The sequence below is a fragment of the Pseudomonas rhodesiae genome (genome assembly GCF_013285305.1).
GTDB classification, from domain to species: Bacteria; Pseudomonadota; Gammaproteobacteria; order Pseudomonadales; family Pseudomonadaceae; genus Aquipseudomonas; species Aquipseudomonas rhodesiae.
Window position 1 is genome coordinate 4,396,312 of record NZ_CP054205.1, and the last position, 15,096, is coordinate 4,411,407.

The 15,096-nt window shown below is 62.5% G+C and carries 15 protein-coding genes; 14 read left to right on the top strand and 1 reads right to left on the bottom strand.

Annotated elements, in window-relative coordinates:
- The first annotated feature begins 43 nt into the window (after positions 1-43).
- Positions 44-1,609, top strand: a complete 1,566-nt coding sequence (locus HRH33_RS19825; protein ID WP_034099665.1) for a methyl-accepting chemotaxis protein — start codon at positions 44-46, stop codon at positions 1,607-1,609.
- Between the two features lie 93 nt (positions 1,610-1,702).
- Here HRH33_RS19825 and HRH33_RS19830 read toward each other — a convergent pair whose 3' ends face one another.
- A complete protein-coding gene (locus HRH33_RS19830; protein ID WP_167416877.1) occupies positions 1,703-2,395 on the bottom strand; it encodes an alpha/beta family hydrolase in 693 nt (230 codons plus the stop codon).
- Between the two features lie 78 nt (positions 2,396-2,473).
- Here HRH33_RS19830 and ccoN (HRH33_RS19835) point away from each other — a divergent pair, with 78 nt between their 5' ends.
- The 13 genes from ccoN (HRH33_RS19835) to HRH33_RS19895 all read left to right on the top strand — a co-directional run bounded on the left by ccoN (HRH33_RS19835) (position 2,474) and on the right by HRH33_RS19895 (position 15,074).
- The gene (gene ccoN, locus HRH33_RS19835; protein WP_034138921.1) at positions 2,474-3,898 is read left to right on the top strand and encodes a cytochrome-c oxidase, cbb3-type subunit I; all 1,425 of its coding nucleotides are present in this window, start codon (positions 2,474-2,476) and stop codon (positions 3,896-3,898) included.
- A gap of 10 nt (positions 3,899-3,908) precedes the next feature.
- Positions 3,909-4,517, top strand: a complete 609-nt coding sequence (gene ccoO / locus HRH33_RS19840) for a cytochrome-c oxidase, cbb3-type subunit II (protein ID WP_034099669.1) — start codon at positions 3,909-3,911, stop codon at positions 4,515-4,517.
- Between the two features lie 3 nt (positions 4,518-4,520).
- Complete coding sequence (locus tag HRH33_RS19845) at positions 4,521-4,727, top strand: cbb3-type cytochrome oxidase subunit 3 (RefSeq protein ID WP_034099670.1); 207 nt, start codon at positions 4,521-4,523, stop codon at positions 4,725-4,727.
- Positions 4,724-5,671 (top strand): cytochrome-c oxidase, cbb3-type subunit III, encoded by a 948-nt coding sequence (ccoP, locus tag HRH33_RS19850; protein WP_167416876.1) that lies wholly within the window; start codon positions 4,724-4,726, stop codon positions 5,669-5,671. The genes HRH33_RS19845 and ccoP (HRH33_RS19850) overlap by 4 nt, the downstream gene beginning before the upstream one ends.
- A 387-nt stretch (positions 5,672-6,058) precedes the next feature.
- The gene (ccoN, locus tag HRH33_RS19855; RefSeq protein ID WP_034138922.1) at positions 6,059-7,501 is read left to right on the top strand and encodes a cytochrome-c oxidase, cbb3-type subunit I; all 1,443 of its coding nucleotides are present in this window, start codon (positions 6,059-6,061) and stop codon (positions 7,499-7,501) included.
- Positions 7,501-8,109 (top strand): cytochrome-c oxidase, cbb3-type subunit II, encoded by a 609-nt coding sequence (gene ccoO, locus HRH33_RS19860; RefSeq protein ID WP_003193167.1) that lies wholly within the window; start codon positions 7,501-7,503, stop codon positions 8,107-8,109. The genes ccoN (HRH33_RS19855) and ccoO (HRH33_RS19860) overlap by 1 nt, the downstream gene beginning before the upstream one ends.
- Before the next feature lie 6 nt (positions 8,110-8,115).
- Positions 8,116-8,301 (top strand): CcoQ/FixQ family Cbb3-type cytochrome c oxidase assembly chaperone, encoded by a 186-nt coding sequence (locus HRH33_RS19865; protein WP_020372609.1) that lies wholly within the window; start codon positions 8,116-8,118, stop codon positions 8,299-8,301.
- The gene (ccoP, locus tag HRH33_RS19870; protein ID WP_034099673.1) at positions 8,298-9,275 is read left to right on the top strand and encodes a cytochrome-c oxidase, cbb3-type subunit III; all 978 of its coding nucleotides are present in this window, start codon (positions 8,298-8,300) and stop codon (positions 9,273-9,275) included. The genes HRH33_RS19865 and ccoP (HRH33_RS19870) overlap by 4 nt, the downstream gene beginning before the upstream one ends.
- 351 nt (positions 9,276-9,626) lie before the next feature.
- On the top strand, positions 9,627-11,042 hold the full coding sequence (gene ccoG / locus HRH33_RS19875; RefSeq protein ID WP_034099674.1) for a cytochrome c oxidase accessory protein CcoG: 1,416 nt from the start codon (positions 9,627-9,629) through the stop codon (positions 11,040-11,042).
- A gap of 29 nt (positions 11,043-11,071) precedes the next feature.
- Positions 11,072-11,611 (top strand): FixH family protein, encoded by a 540-nt coding sequence (locus HRH33_RS19880; protein ID WP_034099675.1) that lies wholly within the window; start codon positions 11,072-11,074, stop codon positions 11,609-11,611.
- A gap of 95 nt (positions 11,612-11,706) precedes the next feature.
- Positions 11,707-14,157 (top strand): heavy metal translocating P-type ATPase, encoded by a 2,451-nt coding sequence (locus HRH33_RS19885; RefSeq protein WP_167416875.1) that lies wholly within the window; start codon positions 11,707-11,709, stop codon positions 14,155-14,157.
- A 22-nt stretch (positions 14,158-14,179) separates the two neighbouring features.
- A complete protein-coding gene (gene ccoS, locus HRH33_RS19890) occupies positions 14,180-14,398 on the top strand; it encodes a cbb3-type cytochrome oxidase assembly protein CcoS (RefSeq protein WP_034099677.1) in 219 nt (72 codons plus the stop codon).
- Positions 14,391-15,074: a sulfite exporter TauE/SafE family protein gene (locus tag HRH33_RS19895; RefSeq protein ID WP_034114795.1), complete on the top strand. Its 684-nt coding sequence runs from the start codon at positions 14,391-14,393 to the stop codon at positions 15,072-15,074. The genes ccoS and HRH33_RS19895 overlap by 8 nt, the downstream gene beginning before the upstream one ends.
- The last annotated feature ends 22 nt before the right edge of the window (positions 15,075-15,096 follow it).

Below are 15,096 nucleotides of genomic sequence, written 5' to 3' on the forward strand. Positions count from 1 at the left end.
GTGCCGGTCGATACCCCCTGAAAGCCTTGCGGATTGAACAATCATGCGTAATAACCAGCCCGTTACCCAGCGCGAACGTACCTTCCCCGCTCAGCAACGGTTGATCTCCACCACGGATGCCAAGGGCGTGATCACTTACTGCAACGACGCGTTTGTCGAGATCAGTGGGTTCAGCCGTGAAGAACTGCTGCGCGCCCCGCACAACCTGGTACGTCACCCGGATGTTCCGGCGGCAGTGTTCGCGCACATGTGGACGACGCTCAAACAAGGCTTGCCATGGATGGGCATTGTCAAGAACCGCTGCAAGACCGGCGATCATTACTGGGTGAACGCCTATGTAACGCCGATTTTCGATGGCAACCAGGTGGTCGGCTACGAATCGGTGCGGGTCAAACCCACCGCCGAGCAGATCCGCCGGGCCGAAGCGCTCTACCAACGCATCAACCAGGGCAAGTCGGCGATTCCACGGCGCGACAAGTGGCTACCGGTGCTACAGGACTGGGTGCCTTTTATTCTGGTGAGCCAGTTGAGCTTTATGATCGGGGCCTGGCTTAACTCCCACTGGGGTTTTGCCTTGGCCGCGGCGCTGTCGGTGCCTTTGGGCCTGCTGGGCCTGAGCTGGCAACAGCGCGGCCTCAAGCGCCTGCTGCGCCTGGCCGAGCAGACCACGTCCGACCCGTTGATCGCGCAGATGTACACCGACAGCCGTGGCGCCCAGGCGCGTCTGGAGATGTCGATCCTCAGCCAGGAGGCGCGTCTGAGGACGTGTCTGACCCGCTTGCAGGACACTGCCGAGCACCTCAACGATCAGGCGTCGCAGTCCAATACCCTGGCGCATAACAGCTCCAGCAGCCTGGAACGCCAGCGCGTCGAAACCGAGCAAGTGGCCACCGCCGTCAACCAGATGGCCGCGACCACCCAGGAAGTGGCCAGCCACGTGCAGCGCACCGCCGATGCCACCCAGGAAGCCAATCGCCTGACCGGTCGCGGCCGCGATATCGCCGGGGAAACCCGCGAGGCAATTCAGCGCTTGTCCACCGCCGTGGGTGAAACCGGTGTCACCGTGACCCAACTGGCCAAGGACAGCGATGAAATCGGTGGCGTGGTCGATGTGATCAAAGGCATTGCCGACCAGACCAACCTGCTGGCACTGAACGCCGCCATTGAAGCGGCGCGTGCCGGTGAAATGGGTCGAGGCTTTGCCGTAGTGGCCGACGAGGTTCGCCAACTGGCGCAACGTACCGCCGAGTCTACCGGGCAGATCCATACCTTGATCGCCAAGCTGCAACAAACCGCCAGCGCGGCCGTGCAGACCATGGATGCCGGGCATCGCCAGGCCGAAGAAGGCGTGGCACGGGTAATGGAAGCGGATCAGGCGCTGGTGGGCATCAGCGAAGCGGTGGCGCACATCACCGATATGACCAGCCAGATCGCCGCCGCGACCGAGGAGCAAAGCTCGGTGGCTGAGGAGATCAGCCGCAATATCAGCACCATTGCACTGCTGGCCGATCAAACCTCTGAACAGGCGTTGAACTCGGCACAACTGAGTGAAGACCTGACCCACACAGCTAATAGCCAGTATTCCTTGGTCGAACGTTTCAACCGTTAGACCGCTATCGGGAGCAAGCCCCCTCCCACAGTTAACCGCGTACATCCCTTGGAATGCGGTCGAATGTGGGAGGGGGCTTGCTCCCGATTGGCCCTAACAGACGCTGAGAAACTCAGCCACCTGCACGGCCGCAGCCTCCAAATGCTGCTCATGCGTAAACCCCGAAGCCTTCAACGGCTTCAAGTCGTGATCCCCCGCCACCAGCCACATCACCTCGATGCTCGGCGATAACGCATAACGCTCCACCGCGGCCCGATTGCCCAGGGCATCGCGCTCACCTTGCACGATCAAGGCCGGGGTCTTCAGCTCGGCCAAATGTTCGACCCGAGGCTTCTGCGGCTTGCCCACCGCATAAAACGGATACCCCAGGCACACCAACCCATCGGCGCCCAGTTCGTCGGCCACCAGACTGGCCATGCGCCCGCCCATGGACTTGCCACCGATGGCCACAGACCCAGCGACATGACGCCGCACCTCGGCATACACCTCACGCCAGGCCTGCAGCAGTTTCGGTGCCGGGTTGGGTGGGCGTTTGCCGCCGTCGAGCCGGCGCTGAGCCATATAGGGAAACTCGAAGCGCAAGACGTTCACGCCTTGTGCGGCAAGGCGTGCAGCCATGTCGTTCATAAAGGTCGAGTCCATTGGCGCGCCGGCGCCGTGGGCCAGGATAAGCGTGATCGGCCCGCCCGAAGGCGCGTTGGACGCGACATCCCACAACCAGCCATGTTCCCGCGCACACTGCGCCCATTGATCCCCGTCAATACTGGCCTTGTGCTCTTTGCCCATGCTTGCCTCGCTATTTAGTCTGCCTATAACTCCAGCCCAAGTGCCGCTCGGCTTGGGTTGAACCGTGGATGGGGAACCATGAACACTACATTAAGTACCGCCTATAACTACAAGGTGGTCCGCCAATTCGCCATTATGACGGTGGTGTGGGGCATCGTCGGCATGGGGCTCGGGGTTTTTCTCGCCGCCCAATTGGTTTGGCCCGCGCTCAACTTCGATTTGCCCTGGACCAGCTTTGGCCGTTTACGCCCACTGCATACCAACGCGGTGATCTTCGCGTTCGGTGGCTGTGCGCTATTCGCCAGCTCCTTCTACTCGGTGCAGCGCACCTGCCAGACCCAGCTGTTCGCGCCGAAACTCGCCGCGTTCTGCTTCTGGGGCTGGCAACTGGTGATCCTGCTCGCCGCAATCACCTTGCCGCTGGGCTACACCAGTTCCAAGGAATACGCCGAGCTGGAATGGCCGATCGACATCTTGATCACCATCGTCTGGGTGGCCTACGCCATTGTGTTCTTCGGCACCGTGGCCAAGCGCAACACCAAGCACATCTACGTCGGTAACTGGTTCTTCGGTGCGTTCATCATCACCGTGGCCATCCTGCATATCGTCAACAACCTGGAAATCCCGGTCAGCCTGACCAAGTCCTACTCGCTGTACGGCGGTGCGACGGATGCCATGGTGCAGTGGTGGTATGGGCACAACGCGGTAGGCTTTTTCCTCACCGCCGGTTTCCTCGGCATGATGTATTACTTCGTGCCCAAGCAAGCCGAGCGTCCGGTGTACTCCTATCGCCTGTCCATCGTGCACTTCTGGGCGCTGATCACCCTGTACATCTGGGCCGGTCCGCACCACCTGCACTACACCGCACTGCCGGACTGGGCACAGTCCCTGGGCATGGTGATGTCGCTGGTTCTGCTGGCGCCAAGCTGGGGCGGCATGATCAACGGCATGATGACCCTCTCGGGCGCCTGGCATAAATTGCGCAGCGACCCGATCCTGCGCTTCCTGGTGGTGTCCCTGGCGTTCTACGGCATGTCGACCTTCGAAGGTCCGATGATGGCGATCAAGACCGTCAACTCGCTTTCCCACTACACCGACTGGACCATCGGCCACGTTCACGCCGGCGCCCTCGGTTGGGTGGCGATGATCTCCATCGGCGCGCTGTATCACATGATCCCGAAAGTCTTCGGCCGCGAGCAGATGTACAGCCTTGGCCTGATCAACGCGCACTTCTGGCTGGCCACCATCGGCACCGTGCTCTACATCGCCTCGATGTGGGTCAACGGCATTGCCCAGGGCCTGATGTGGCGTGCGATCAACGACGACGGCACCTTGACCTACTCCTTCGTCGAGACCCTGGTGGCCAGCCACCCAGGCTTCATCGTGCGGCTGGTGGGCGGCGCGGTGTTCCTCAGCGGCATGTTGCTGATGGCTTACAACACATGGCGCACCGTGCGCTCGGCACAACCTGTCGAAGCCGCCCCTGTCGCGCAGATGGCCTGAGGAGTCAGTGATGAAACACGAAACGATTGAAAAGAACGTCGGCCTGATGATGCTGCTGATGGTGCTCGCCGTGAGCATCGGCGGCCTGACCCAGATCGTCCCGCTGTTCTTCCAGGACGTGACCAACAAGCCGGTCGAAGGCATGAAGCCCTACACCGCGCTGCAACTGGAAGGCCGCGACATCTACATCCGCGAAGGCTGCGTGCAATGCCACTCGCAGATGATCCGCCCGTTCCGCGCCGAAACCGAACGCTACGGCCACTACTCGGTCGCCGGCGAAAGCGTGTGGGACCACCCGTTCCTGTGGGGCTCCAAGCGCACCGGCCCGGACCTGGCGCGCGTCGGCGCACGCTACTCCGACGACTGGCACCGTGCGCACTTGTACAACCCGCGCAACGTGGTGCCTGAGTCGAAAATGCCGGCCTACCCGTGGCTCGTCACGGCCCCGGTCGACAGCAGCCACACCGAGACCAAGTTGAACGTAATGCGCACCCTCGGCGTGCCGTACACCGACGACGACATCAAGGGCGCCGTGGCCAGCCTCAAGGGCAAAACCGAGATGGACGCGCTGGTCTCGTACCTGCAAGTGCTCGGCACTGCCATCAAGAGCAAGAGGTGAGCCATGGGATTTGAATTCGATGCGGGCACCATCCGCGGCCTCGGCACGCTGGTGGTCGCCATCGCCTTTATCGGCTTGTCGCTGTGGGTGTTCAACAATCGGCGCAATGCGGAATTCGAGCAGGCGCGCCTGCTGCCGTTCGCCGACGAGCCCACCGCCCCCCCATCCGACGCTCAAGAAGAGCCTGCAATAAGGAGCACTCGGCCATGACCCTATTTTGGAGTACATGGATCTGCGTACTGACCATCGGCAGCCTGATCGGGCTGACCTGGCTGTTGATCTCCACCCGCAAGGGCGAGACCAAGGGCAGTGTCGACCAGACCATGGGCCACGCCTTCGATGGCATCGAGGAATACGACAACCCCCTGCCCCAGTGGTGGTTCATGCTGTTCGTCGGCACCTTGGTGTTCGCGGTCGGCTACCTGATCCTCTATCCGGGCCTGGGCAACTGGAAAGGCGTGCTGCCGGGCTATGAAGGCGGTTGGACCCAGGCCAAGGAATGGGAAAAGGAAATGGCCAAGGCCGATGCGAAATTTGGGCCGATCTACGCCAAATTCGCGGCCATGCCCGTGGAAGAAGTAGCCAAAGACCCACAAGCGCTGAAAATGGGTGGCCGCCTGTTCGCCTCCAACTGCGCCGTGTGCCACGGCTCGGATGCCAAGGGCGCATACGGCTTCCCAAACCTGGCCGACAACCTGTGGCGCTGGGGCGGCTCTGCCGAGGCGATCAAGACCACCATCATGAACGGTCGCCACGCGGCGATGCCGGCCTGGGGTGAAGTACTGGGCGAAGACGGCGTGAAAAACGTCGCGGCCTATGTGCGCCACGACCTGGCCAAGTTGCCGCTGCCGGCCGATAGCACCGTCGATCTGGCCGCTGGCCAGGCCACCTTCAACACCACTTGCGTTGCCTGCCACGGCCCGCAAGGCCACGGTGTGGAAGCCATGGGCGCGCCTAACCTGACCGAACCCGCCGGCTTCATCTACGGCACCGGCCTGGCGCAATTGCAGCAGACCATCCGTCACGGCCGTCAAGGCCAGATGCCAGCGCAGGAAGCCCTGCAAGGCAATGACAAAGTGCACCTGCTGGCGGCTTACGTGTACAGCCTGTCCCACAACGCTGATGGCGCAAAGCCAGAAAGCCAAGCGCAATAACCACTCAAGGCCGCCCCGCCCGGGGCGGCCGCTGCTTCGTCTGTAGGAGCGGGCTTGCTCGCTCCCACACCGACCGCCCTACGCGACCAAGTGTCGCACCCGTCTAAAGCAAACCTTTCCCCTCCTCCCATTCGGGTCTACGCTTGCTTGCACAGTGGACCGATCCTGGTGTACGCGACGAGTCACGTTGCGACCTGCAAAATTTCCTGTCCACTTGATCAGCTTTCCATTTCGGATTTTGTCCTTACGCCAAACATGGAAAGGGCGCAGAATCTGGCGTGGAACGCATTGATACAGGTCAGTCATTGCGTTGCAATGACCCCTCGCTTTCTACATACTTGCGGCCGATTTTTACCTATAAAAAAACCTAAACCGTGGAACCTTAGAATGAGCACAGCAATCAGTCCGACTGCTTATAACTATAAGGTAGTCCGCCAGTTCGCCATCATGACGGTGGTCTGGGGGATCCTTGGCATGGGGCTCGGGGTCTTCATCGCCTCGCAACTGGTCTGGCCGGAATTGAATTTCGACCTGCCCTGGACGACCTTCGGTCGCCTGCGCCCGCTGCACACCAACCTGGTGATTTTCGCCTTCGGCGGATGTGCATTGTTTGCCACCTCCTACTATGTCGTGCAGCGAACCTGCCAGACGCGACTGATCTCCGATGGCCTCGCCGCTTTTACCTTCTGGGGCTGGCAAGCGGTCATCATCGGCGCCATCGTCACCCTGCCGTTGGGTTACACCACCACCAAGGAATACGCCGAGCTGGAATGGCCCATCGCCATTTTGCTGGCCGTGGTCTGGGTGACCTACGCTGCGGTGTTCTTCGGCACCATCATCAAGCGCAAGACCAAGCACATCTATGTGGGCAACTGGTTCTACGGCGCGTTCATCCTGGTGACGGCGATGCTGCACATCGTCAACCACGCGTCGTTGCCGGTCAGCCTGTTCAAGTCCTATTCGGCTTATTCGGGCGCGACGGACGCAATGATCCAGTGGTGGTACGGGCATAACGCCGTGGGCTTTTTCCTCACCACCGGGTTCCTGGGGATGATGTACTACTTCGTGCCGAAACAGGCCGAACGCCCTATCTACTCCTATCGCCTGTCCATCGTGCACTTCTGGGCGCTGATCACCCTGTATATCTGGGCCGGTCCGCACCACCTGCACTACACCGCGCTGCCGGACTGGGCGCAATCCCTGGGCATGGCCATGTCGATCATCCTGCTGGCGCCAAGCTGGGGCGGCATGATCAACGGCATGATGACCCTCTCGGGCGCCTGGCATAAATTACGCACCGACCCGATCCTGCGGTTCCTGGTGGTGTCCCTGGCGTTCTACGGCATGTCGACCTTCGAAGGTCCGATGATGGCGATCAAGACCGTCAACTCGCTCTCCCACTACACCGACTGGACCATCGGCCACGTACACGCCGGCGCCCTCGGTTGGGTGGCGATGATCTCCATCGGCGCGCTGTACCACATGATCCCCAAACTGTTCGGCCGCGAGCAGATGCACAGCGTCGGGCTGATCAACACGCACTTCTGGCTGGCCACCATTGGCACCGTGCTCTACATCGCTTCGATGTGGGTCAACGGCATCACCCAGGGCCTGATGTGGCGTGCGATCAACGATGACGGCACCCTCACCTACTCCTTCGTCGAAGCGCTGCAAGCCAGCCACCCGGGCTACATCGTTCGTGCCCTGGGGGGTGCATTCTTTGCCGCCGGCATGCTGTTCATGGCCTACAACGTGTTCCGCACCGTGCGGGCCTCGGACCCTGTAAAAGCTGAAGCCGCCGCCAAGATCGCCGTTGTGGGAGCCCACTGATGAAGCATGAAGTAGTCGAGAAGAATATCGGCCTGCTGGCCTTCTTCATGGTCATCGCCGTGAGCATCGGCGGCTTGACCCAAATCGTCCCGCTGTTCTTCCAGGACGTGACCAACAAGCCGGTCGAAGGCATGAAGCCGCGCACCGCCCTTGAACTGGAAGGCCGCGACGTCTACATCGCCAACGGCTGCGTGGGCTGCCACTCGCAGATGATCCGCCCGTTCCGCGCCGAAACCGAACGCTACGGCCACTACTCGGTCGCCGGCGAAAGCGTGTGGGACCACCCGTTCCTGTGGGGTTCCAAGCGCACCGGCCCGGACCTGGCGCGCGTGGGCGGGCGTTACTCCGATGATTGGCAACGTGCGCACCTGTACAACCCGCGCAACGTCGTGCCCGAGTCGAAAATGCCGGCGTACCCGTTCCTCGTGGAAAACAAGCTCGACGGCAAGGACACCGCGAAGAAGATGGAAGTCCTGCGCACCCTGGGCGTGCCCTACACCGACGAAGACATCGCCGGTGCCGCGGCTGCCGTGAAGGGCAAGACCGAAATGGACGCATTGGTGGCCTACCTGCAGGGCCTGGGCACCATCATCAAAAGCAAACGGTGATTCTTCATGGATATCGGGATGATTCGTGGCCTGGGCACCGTTGTGGTGATGGTGGCCTTTGTCGGCCTGGCGCTGTGGGTATTCAGCCCCAAGCGCAAGTCGGAGTTTGACGACGCAACCATGCTGCCCTTTGCGGATGACCCCGAAGCCATCAAGCACGTCGAGCAAGCTTCTAGGAGTAACAAAGAATGACTACGTTCTGGAGTCTGTACGTCACAGTCCTCAGTCTGGGTACCATCTTCGCCCTGACCTGGCTGCTGCTGTCGACCCGCAAGGGCCAGCGCGCCGAGCAAACCGACGAAACCGTCGGCCACTCGTTCGACGGCATCGAGGAGTACGACAACCCGCTGCCCAAGTGGTGGTTCATGCTGTTCGTCGGCACCATCGTGTTTGCCCTTGGTTACCTGGTGCTGTACCCGGGCCTGGGCAACTGGAAGGGTCTGCTGCCGGGCTACAACTACCTCGACAACGACAAGCAAACCCCCTTCGCCAACGGTCAGACCGGCTGGACCGGCGTGCACGAATGGGAGAAGGAAATGGCCCGTTCGGACGCCAAGTTCGGGCCGATCTTCGCCAAATTCGCCTCGATGCCGATCGAAGAAGTTGCCAAGGATCCGCAAGCGCTGAAAATGGGCGGCCGCCTGTTCGCGTCCAACTGCTCGGTGTGCCACGGCTCCGACGCCAAGGGCGCCTATGGCTTCCCCAACCTGACCGACGCCGACTGGCGCTGGGGCGGCGAACCTAACACCATCAAGGAAACCATCCTCAAAGGCCGCCACGCGGTGATGCCAGGCTGGGCCGAAGTGATTGGCGAACAAGGCGTGGCCGATGTGGCCGGTTTTGTGGTGACCAAGCTCGACGGTCGCAAGCTGCCTGAAGGGGCCAAGGCCGACGTGGCCAACGGCGAAAAACTCTTCGCCGCCAACTGCGTGGCCTGCCACGGTCCCGCCGGCAAAGGCACCCCCGCCATGGGCGCCCCCGACCTGACCCACCCCGGCGCGTTCATCTACGGTTCGAGCTTCGCTCAGTTGCAGCAGACCATCCGCTACGGCCGTCAGGGCCAGATGCCTGCGCAGGAACAACTGCAAGGCAACGACAAGGTGCACTTGCTCGCGGCGTATGTGTACAGCTTGTCTCATGCAGACAAAAAGGCCGAGGAGCAGTGAGACTGATCGTTATTTAGCAACACAGAAACAACCCATGTGAGAGGGGGCTGGCCCCCCGATAGCAGTGGGCCAGTCATGCCTTTATTGACTGACACTCTGCTATCGGGGGCCAGCCCTTCTCACATTGGATCTCTGGCATTTTTGAAGGTCGAACCGGCAAAACCGTCCATACTTCCCAAGTCAATTGATCCAGATCACGTACACCATCAATTGATTTCCCCCAACGCGACCAAAGGTCGCACCCTTGGCGTACCATCGGGGGCGTATCATTACGCTACTGCAACATCCTTAATTTGACCCCGGTTGGCACGTACTGGCCGAGGCAAATCTCCACCGCCGTGGGATGCAATGATGAGCGACCAAATACCGGTACATGACGTTACCCCGCCTGCCAAACATTCAAGCCAGACGGTCGATCTCTACGCCGCGCGCGAGAAGATCTACACCCGTGCCTTCACTGGCCTGTTCCGCAACCTGCGCATGCTCGGCGGTGCCGCGCTGTTCCTGCTCTACTTCGGCACGGTGTGGCTGAACTGGGGCGGTCACCAGGCCGTGTGGTGGAATTTGCCGGAACGTAAGTTCTTTATTTTCGGCGCAACCTTCTGGCCTCAGGACTTCATCCTGCTGTCTGGCATCCTGATCGTCGCCGCGTTCGGCCTGTTCTTTATCACGGTGTACGCCGGGCGCGTGTGGTGCGGCTATACCTGCCCGCAAAGCGTGTGGACGTGGATCTTCATGTGGTGCGAGAAGGTCACCGAAGGCGACCGCAACCAACGCATCAAGCTGGACAAAGCGCCGATGAGCGCCAACAAATTCCTGCGCAAGTTCAGCAAGCACAGCCTGTGGCTGATCATCGGTTTCGTCACCGGCATGACGTTCGTCGGTTACTTCTCGCCGATCCGCGAACTGGTCTTCGACTTCTTCACCGGCCAGGCCGATGGCTGGTCGTATTTCTGGGTCGGTTTCTTCACCCTTGCCACCTATGGCAACGCCGGTTGGCTGCGCGAACAGGTGTGCATCTACATGTGCCCTTATGCGCGTTTCCAGAGTGTGATGTTCGACAAGGACACCCTGATCGTCTCCTACGACCCACGCCGTGGCGAACTGCGCGGGCCACGTAAAAAAGGCGCCGACTACAAGGCCCAGGGCCTGGGCGACTGCATCGACTGCACCATGTGCGTACAGGTATGCCCGACCGGCATCGACATCCGTGACGGCCTGCAGATCGAGTGCATCGGCTGCGCGGCGTGCATCGATGCCTGCGACAACATCATGGATAAGATGGAGTACCCACGCGGCCTGATCAGCTACACCACCGAGCACAACCTGTCCGGCCAGAAAACCCACAAGCTGCGTCCACGTCTGATCGGCTATGCGTTGGTATTACTGGCGATGATCAGCCTGTTGGTCACCGCGTTTTTCATGCGTTCGCTGGTGGGCTTCGACGTCAGCAAAGACCGCGTGCTGTTCCGCGAAAACGCCGAAGGCCGCATCGAAAACGTCTACAGCCTGAAGATCATGAACAAGGACCAGCGCGACCACACCTACGTGCTCGATGCCGCCGGCCTGCCGGATCTCAAGTTGCAGGGCCGCCGCGAGATCAAGGTGTCCGCCGGCGATATCGTGAGCATGCCGGTGGAACTGTCGAGTGCGCCGGAACAAGTGCCATCGAGTACCAACGAGGTGACGTTCATCCTCAAGGATGCCGATGACCCGAGCATTCACGTCGAAGCCAAGAGCCGATTCATCGGCCCTCAGGTCCGTTAACCCAACGTTGTTAAACAGAGAGCCGAACAATGCCCGTAGCCACTGCCGCAAGCCCTTGGTACAAGCACCTCTGGCCCTGGATCATCATCGGTATCCTCGCCTGCTCGGTGGCCTTGACCTTGTCCATGGTGACGATCGCGGTGAACAACCCGGACAACCTGGTCAACGACAACTACTACGAGGCCGGCAAAGGCATCAACCGCTCCCTGGATCGTGAACGCCTGGCCCAGACCCTGCAGTTGCGCGCCAAGCTGCACCTGGACGAACTGACCGGCGAGGTCGAGCTGAACCTCACCGGCTACAGCAACCCCAACACCCTGCAACTGAACCTGATTTCACCGACCCAGCCGGAGAAAGACCGCAAGATCAACCTGACCCGCAGCGACAGCGAGCCGGGCCGCTACCTGGGTCAGGTGACCGATAAGGTCGAAGGCCGCCGTTTCGTGGAGCTTTTGGGTGTGGAAGGCGACAAGACCTGGCGCTTGTTCGAGGAAGAAGAAGTCAGCCACGACAAAGACTTACTGCTGGGGGATGAGCCCTTGCAGGGCGCCGAAGACCTGAAGAAGTAAACACTCTGCGCTTCGCACGTCGCGGCCCCGCCCCTCCCTGCGAGAGCCGGGCTGGCCCGCGACGAGGCCCTACCAGCCCCTAAAGATTCCAAGCCATGACCACCCCGCTTCCCTGCTACCACTGCGCCCTGCCCGTGCCGCCCGGCAGCCGGTTCACCGCTCAGATCCTCGGCGAGCGCCGTGAACTCTGCTGCCCAGGTTGCCAGGCGGTGGCCGAAGCGATTGTGGCCGGGGGCCTGGAAAGCTATTACCAGCATCGCAGCGAAGCTTCGGCCAACCCCGAAGCGCTGCCGGTGCAACTGGTGGAGGAGCTGGCGCTGTATGACCGCGCCGACGTGCAAAAACCCTTTGTGCGCCATGACGGCGAACTGGCCGAAACCACCCTACTGATGGAAGGCATCAGTTGCGCGGCGTGTGGCTGGCTGATCGAAAAACACCTGCGCAGCCTGCCCGCCGTGGCCGAGGCACGGCTGAACCTGTCCAACCATCGCTTGCAGGTCCGCTGGGCCGATGGGCAACTGCCGTTGAGCCAGGTGCTCAGCGAACTGCGCCATATCGGCTATGCCGCCCACCCGTATCAGGCGGACCGCGCCGCTGAGCAATTGGCCAGTGAAAACCGTCTGGCCCTGCGCCAACTGGGCGTGGCCGGCTTGCTGTGGTTCCAGGCGATGATGGCAACCATGGCCACTTGGCCGGAATTCAATATCGACCTGAGCCCAGAGCTGCACGTCATCCTGCGCTGGGTAGCGATGTTTCTGACCACCCCCATCGTGTTCTACAGCTGCGCGCCGTTTTTCAAGGGCGCGTTGCGCGACCTGCGCACCCGCCATCTGACCATGGATGTGTCGGTGTCCCTGGCGATTGGCGGCGCCTACCTGGCGGGCATCTGGACCGCCATCAGTGGCGTGGGCGAGCTGTATTTCGATGCAGTGGGCATGTTCGCGCTGTTCCTGCTGGCCGGGCGCTATCTGGAACGCCGTGCCCGCGAACGCACCGCCGCCGCCACTGCGCAACTGGTCAACCTGCTGCCGGCGTCGTGCCTGCGGGTGCAAAGCGACGGCCAGAGCGAGCGCATCCTGCTCAGCGAACTGGCCGTGGGCGACCGCGTGCGCGTACACCCTGGCGCGGTACTGCCGGCGGACGGGGTGATCCTCGACGGTCAGTCCAGCATCGACGAGTCGCTGCTGACCGGCGAGTACCTGCCGCAAGCGCGACAGGTGGGCGATAGCGTCACCGCCGGCACCCTGAATGTGGAAGGCGCGCTGACCGTTGAAGTACGTGCCCTGGGCCACGACACCCGCCTGTCCGCCATCGTGCGCTTGCTGGAACGGGCCCAGGCCGAGAAACCGCGGCTGGCCCAGATCGCCGACCGTGCCGCGCAATGGTTCCTGCTGGGCTCGCTGCTTGCCGCCGCGCTGATCGGCTTGTGGTGGTGGCAGTTGGACGCGTCGCGGGCATTCTGGATCGTACTGGCGATGCTGGTGGCGACCTGCCCGTGCGCCTTGTCGCTGGCCACACCCACCGCCCTCACCGCCGCCACCGGCACCCTGCACAAACTCGGTTTGCTGCTGACCCGCGGCCATGTGCTGGAGGGTCTTAACCAAATCGACACGGTGATTTTCGACAAGACCGGCACCCTCACCGAAGGCCGCCTGGCGCTGCGAGCGATTCGCCCCTTGGGCCCGTTGGACAGTGATGCCTGCCTGGGCCTGGCCGCCGCCCTGGAAAACCGTTCAGAGCACCCGATTGCCCGTGCCTTCGGGCGTGCGCCGCTGGCTGCCGATGAAGTGCTGAGCACCCCCGGCCTCGGCCTGGAGGGTCGCGTGGGCGAGCGCCTGCTGCGCATCGGCCAGCCGGGGTTCGTGTGTGAGCTCAGCGGCTGCGTCTTGCCCGCCTCACCCGACGAAGCCGGACAATGGCTGCTGCTGGGTGACAGCCAGGGCCCGCTCGCCTGGTTCGTGCTCGACGACCGCCTGCGCAGCGACGCACCGGCCTTGCTGCAAGCCTGCCAGGCACGCGGCTGGCGCACCCTGCTGCTCTCGGGGGACAGTTCGCCGATGGTCGCCAGCGTCGCGCTTGAGTTGGGCATCGACGAAGCCCACGGTGGCTTGCGCCCCGACGACAAACTGCAAGTGCTGCAACGCCTGCACCGGGAAGGCCGCAGGGTGTTGATGCTCGGCGATGGAGTCAACGATGTGCCGGTGCTCGCCGCCGCGGATATCAGTGTGGCCATGGGCTCGGCCACCGACCTGGCCAAGACCAGCGCCGACGCGGTGCTGCTGTCCAACCGCTTGGATGCGCTGGTGCAGGCCTTCAGCCTGGCGCGGCGCACCCGACGGGTGATCATTGAAAACCTGGTGTGGGCGGGGCTATACAATGGCCTTATGCTGCCGTTCGCCGCCCTCGGCTGGATCACGCCTATTTGGGCGGCGGTGGGCATGTCCCTCAGTTCGTTGACCGTGGTGCTCAACGCCCTGCGCCTGACTCGCCTGCCGAGCGCGCCGGCCGCCAGCGCCCCTCAAGTAACCCGCCCGCTGCCGGCTTGAGCCGCGCGGGCATGGAGTGCAGATGCCAGCTTTATACGTGATGATTCCGGCGGCGCTGCTATTAGTGGGCGTCGCCATCTACATCTTCTTCTGGGCCGTGGACAGCGGCCAATACGACGACCTCGACGGCCCGGCCCACAGCGTGCTGTTCGATGACCAGGACCCCAACCACTTGGCCGGCGTCGAAGAAGCCAACAGCCCCGAGCAACCGCCCAAGCCCCAAGAACCACCCCATGCTTGAACTGGCGCCGTTACTGGTTTCCGCGCTGATCCTCGGCCTGCTCGGTGGCGGCCATTGCCTGGGCATGTGCGGCGGACTGATGGGGGCGCTGACCCTGGCCATCCCTCAAGAGCAGCGCAGCCGTCGGTTTCGTCTGCTGCTGGCATACAACCTGGGGCGCATCCTCAGCTACGCCTGCGCCGGGCTGCTGATCGGCATGGCCGGCTGGGCCGTGGCCAATAGCCCGGCGGCCATGATTCTGCGGGTGTTGGCCGGTCTGCTGCTGATCAGCATGGGCCTGTACCTGGCCGGCTGGTGGAGCGGTCTGACCCGCATCGAACGCCTCGGGCGCGGCCTGTGGCGGCATATCCAGCCGATTGCCAACCGTTTGCTCCCGGTGTCCAGCCTGCCCCGCGCGTTGTTGCTGGGCGCGCTGTGGGGTTGGTTGCCGTGCGGGTTGGTCTACAGCACCCTGCTCTGGGCCGCCAGCCAAGGCAATGCGCTGGACAGTGGTTTGCTGATGCTGGCATTCGGCCTGGGCACCTGGCCGGTGTTGCTGGCCACCGGGCTGGCGGCGGAACGCGTCACTGCCTTACTGCGCAAGCGCAGCGTGCGCATGGCCGGCGGTGTGCTGGTGGTGCTCTTCGGTATCTGGACCCTGCCCGGCCCGCATCAGCACTGGTTGATGGGGCATTGAAACGCCGTGTGGCATAGCGCCG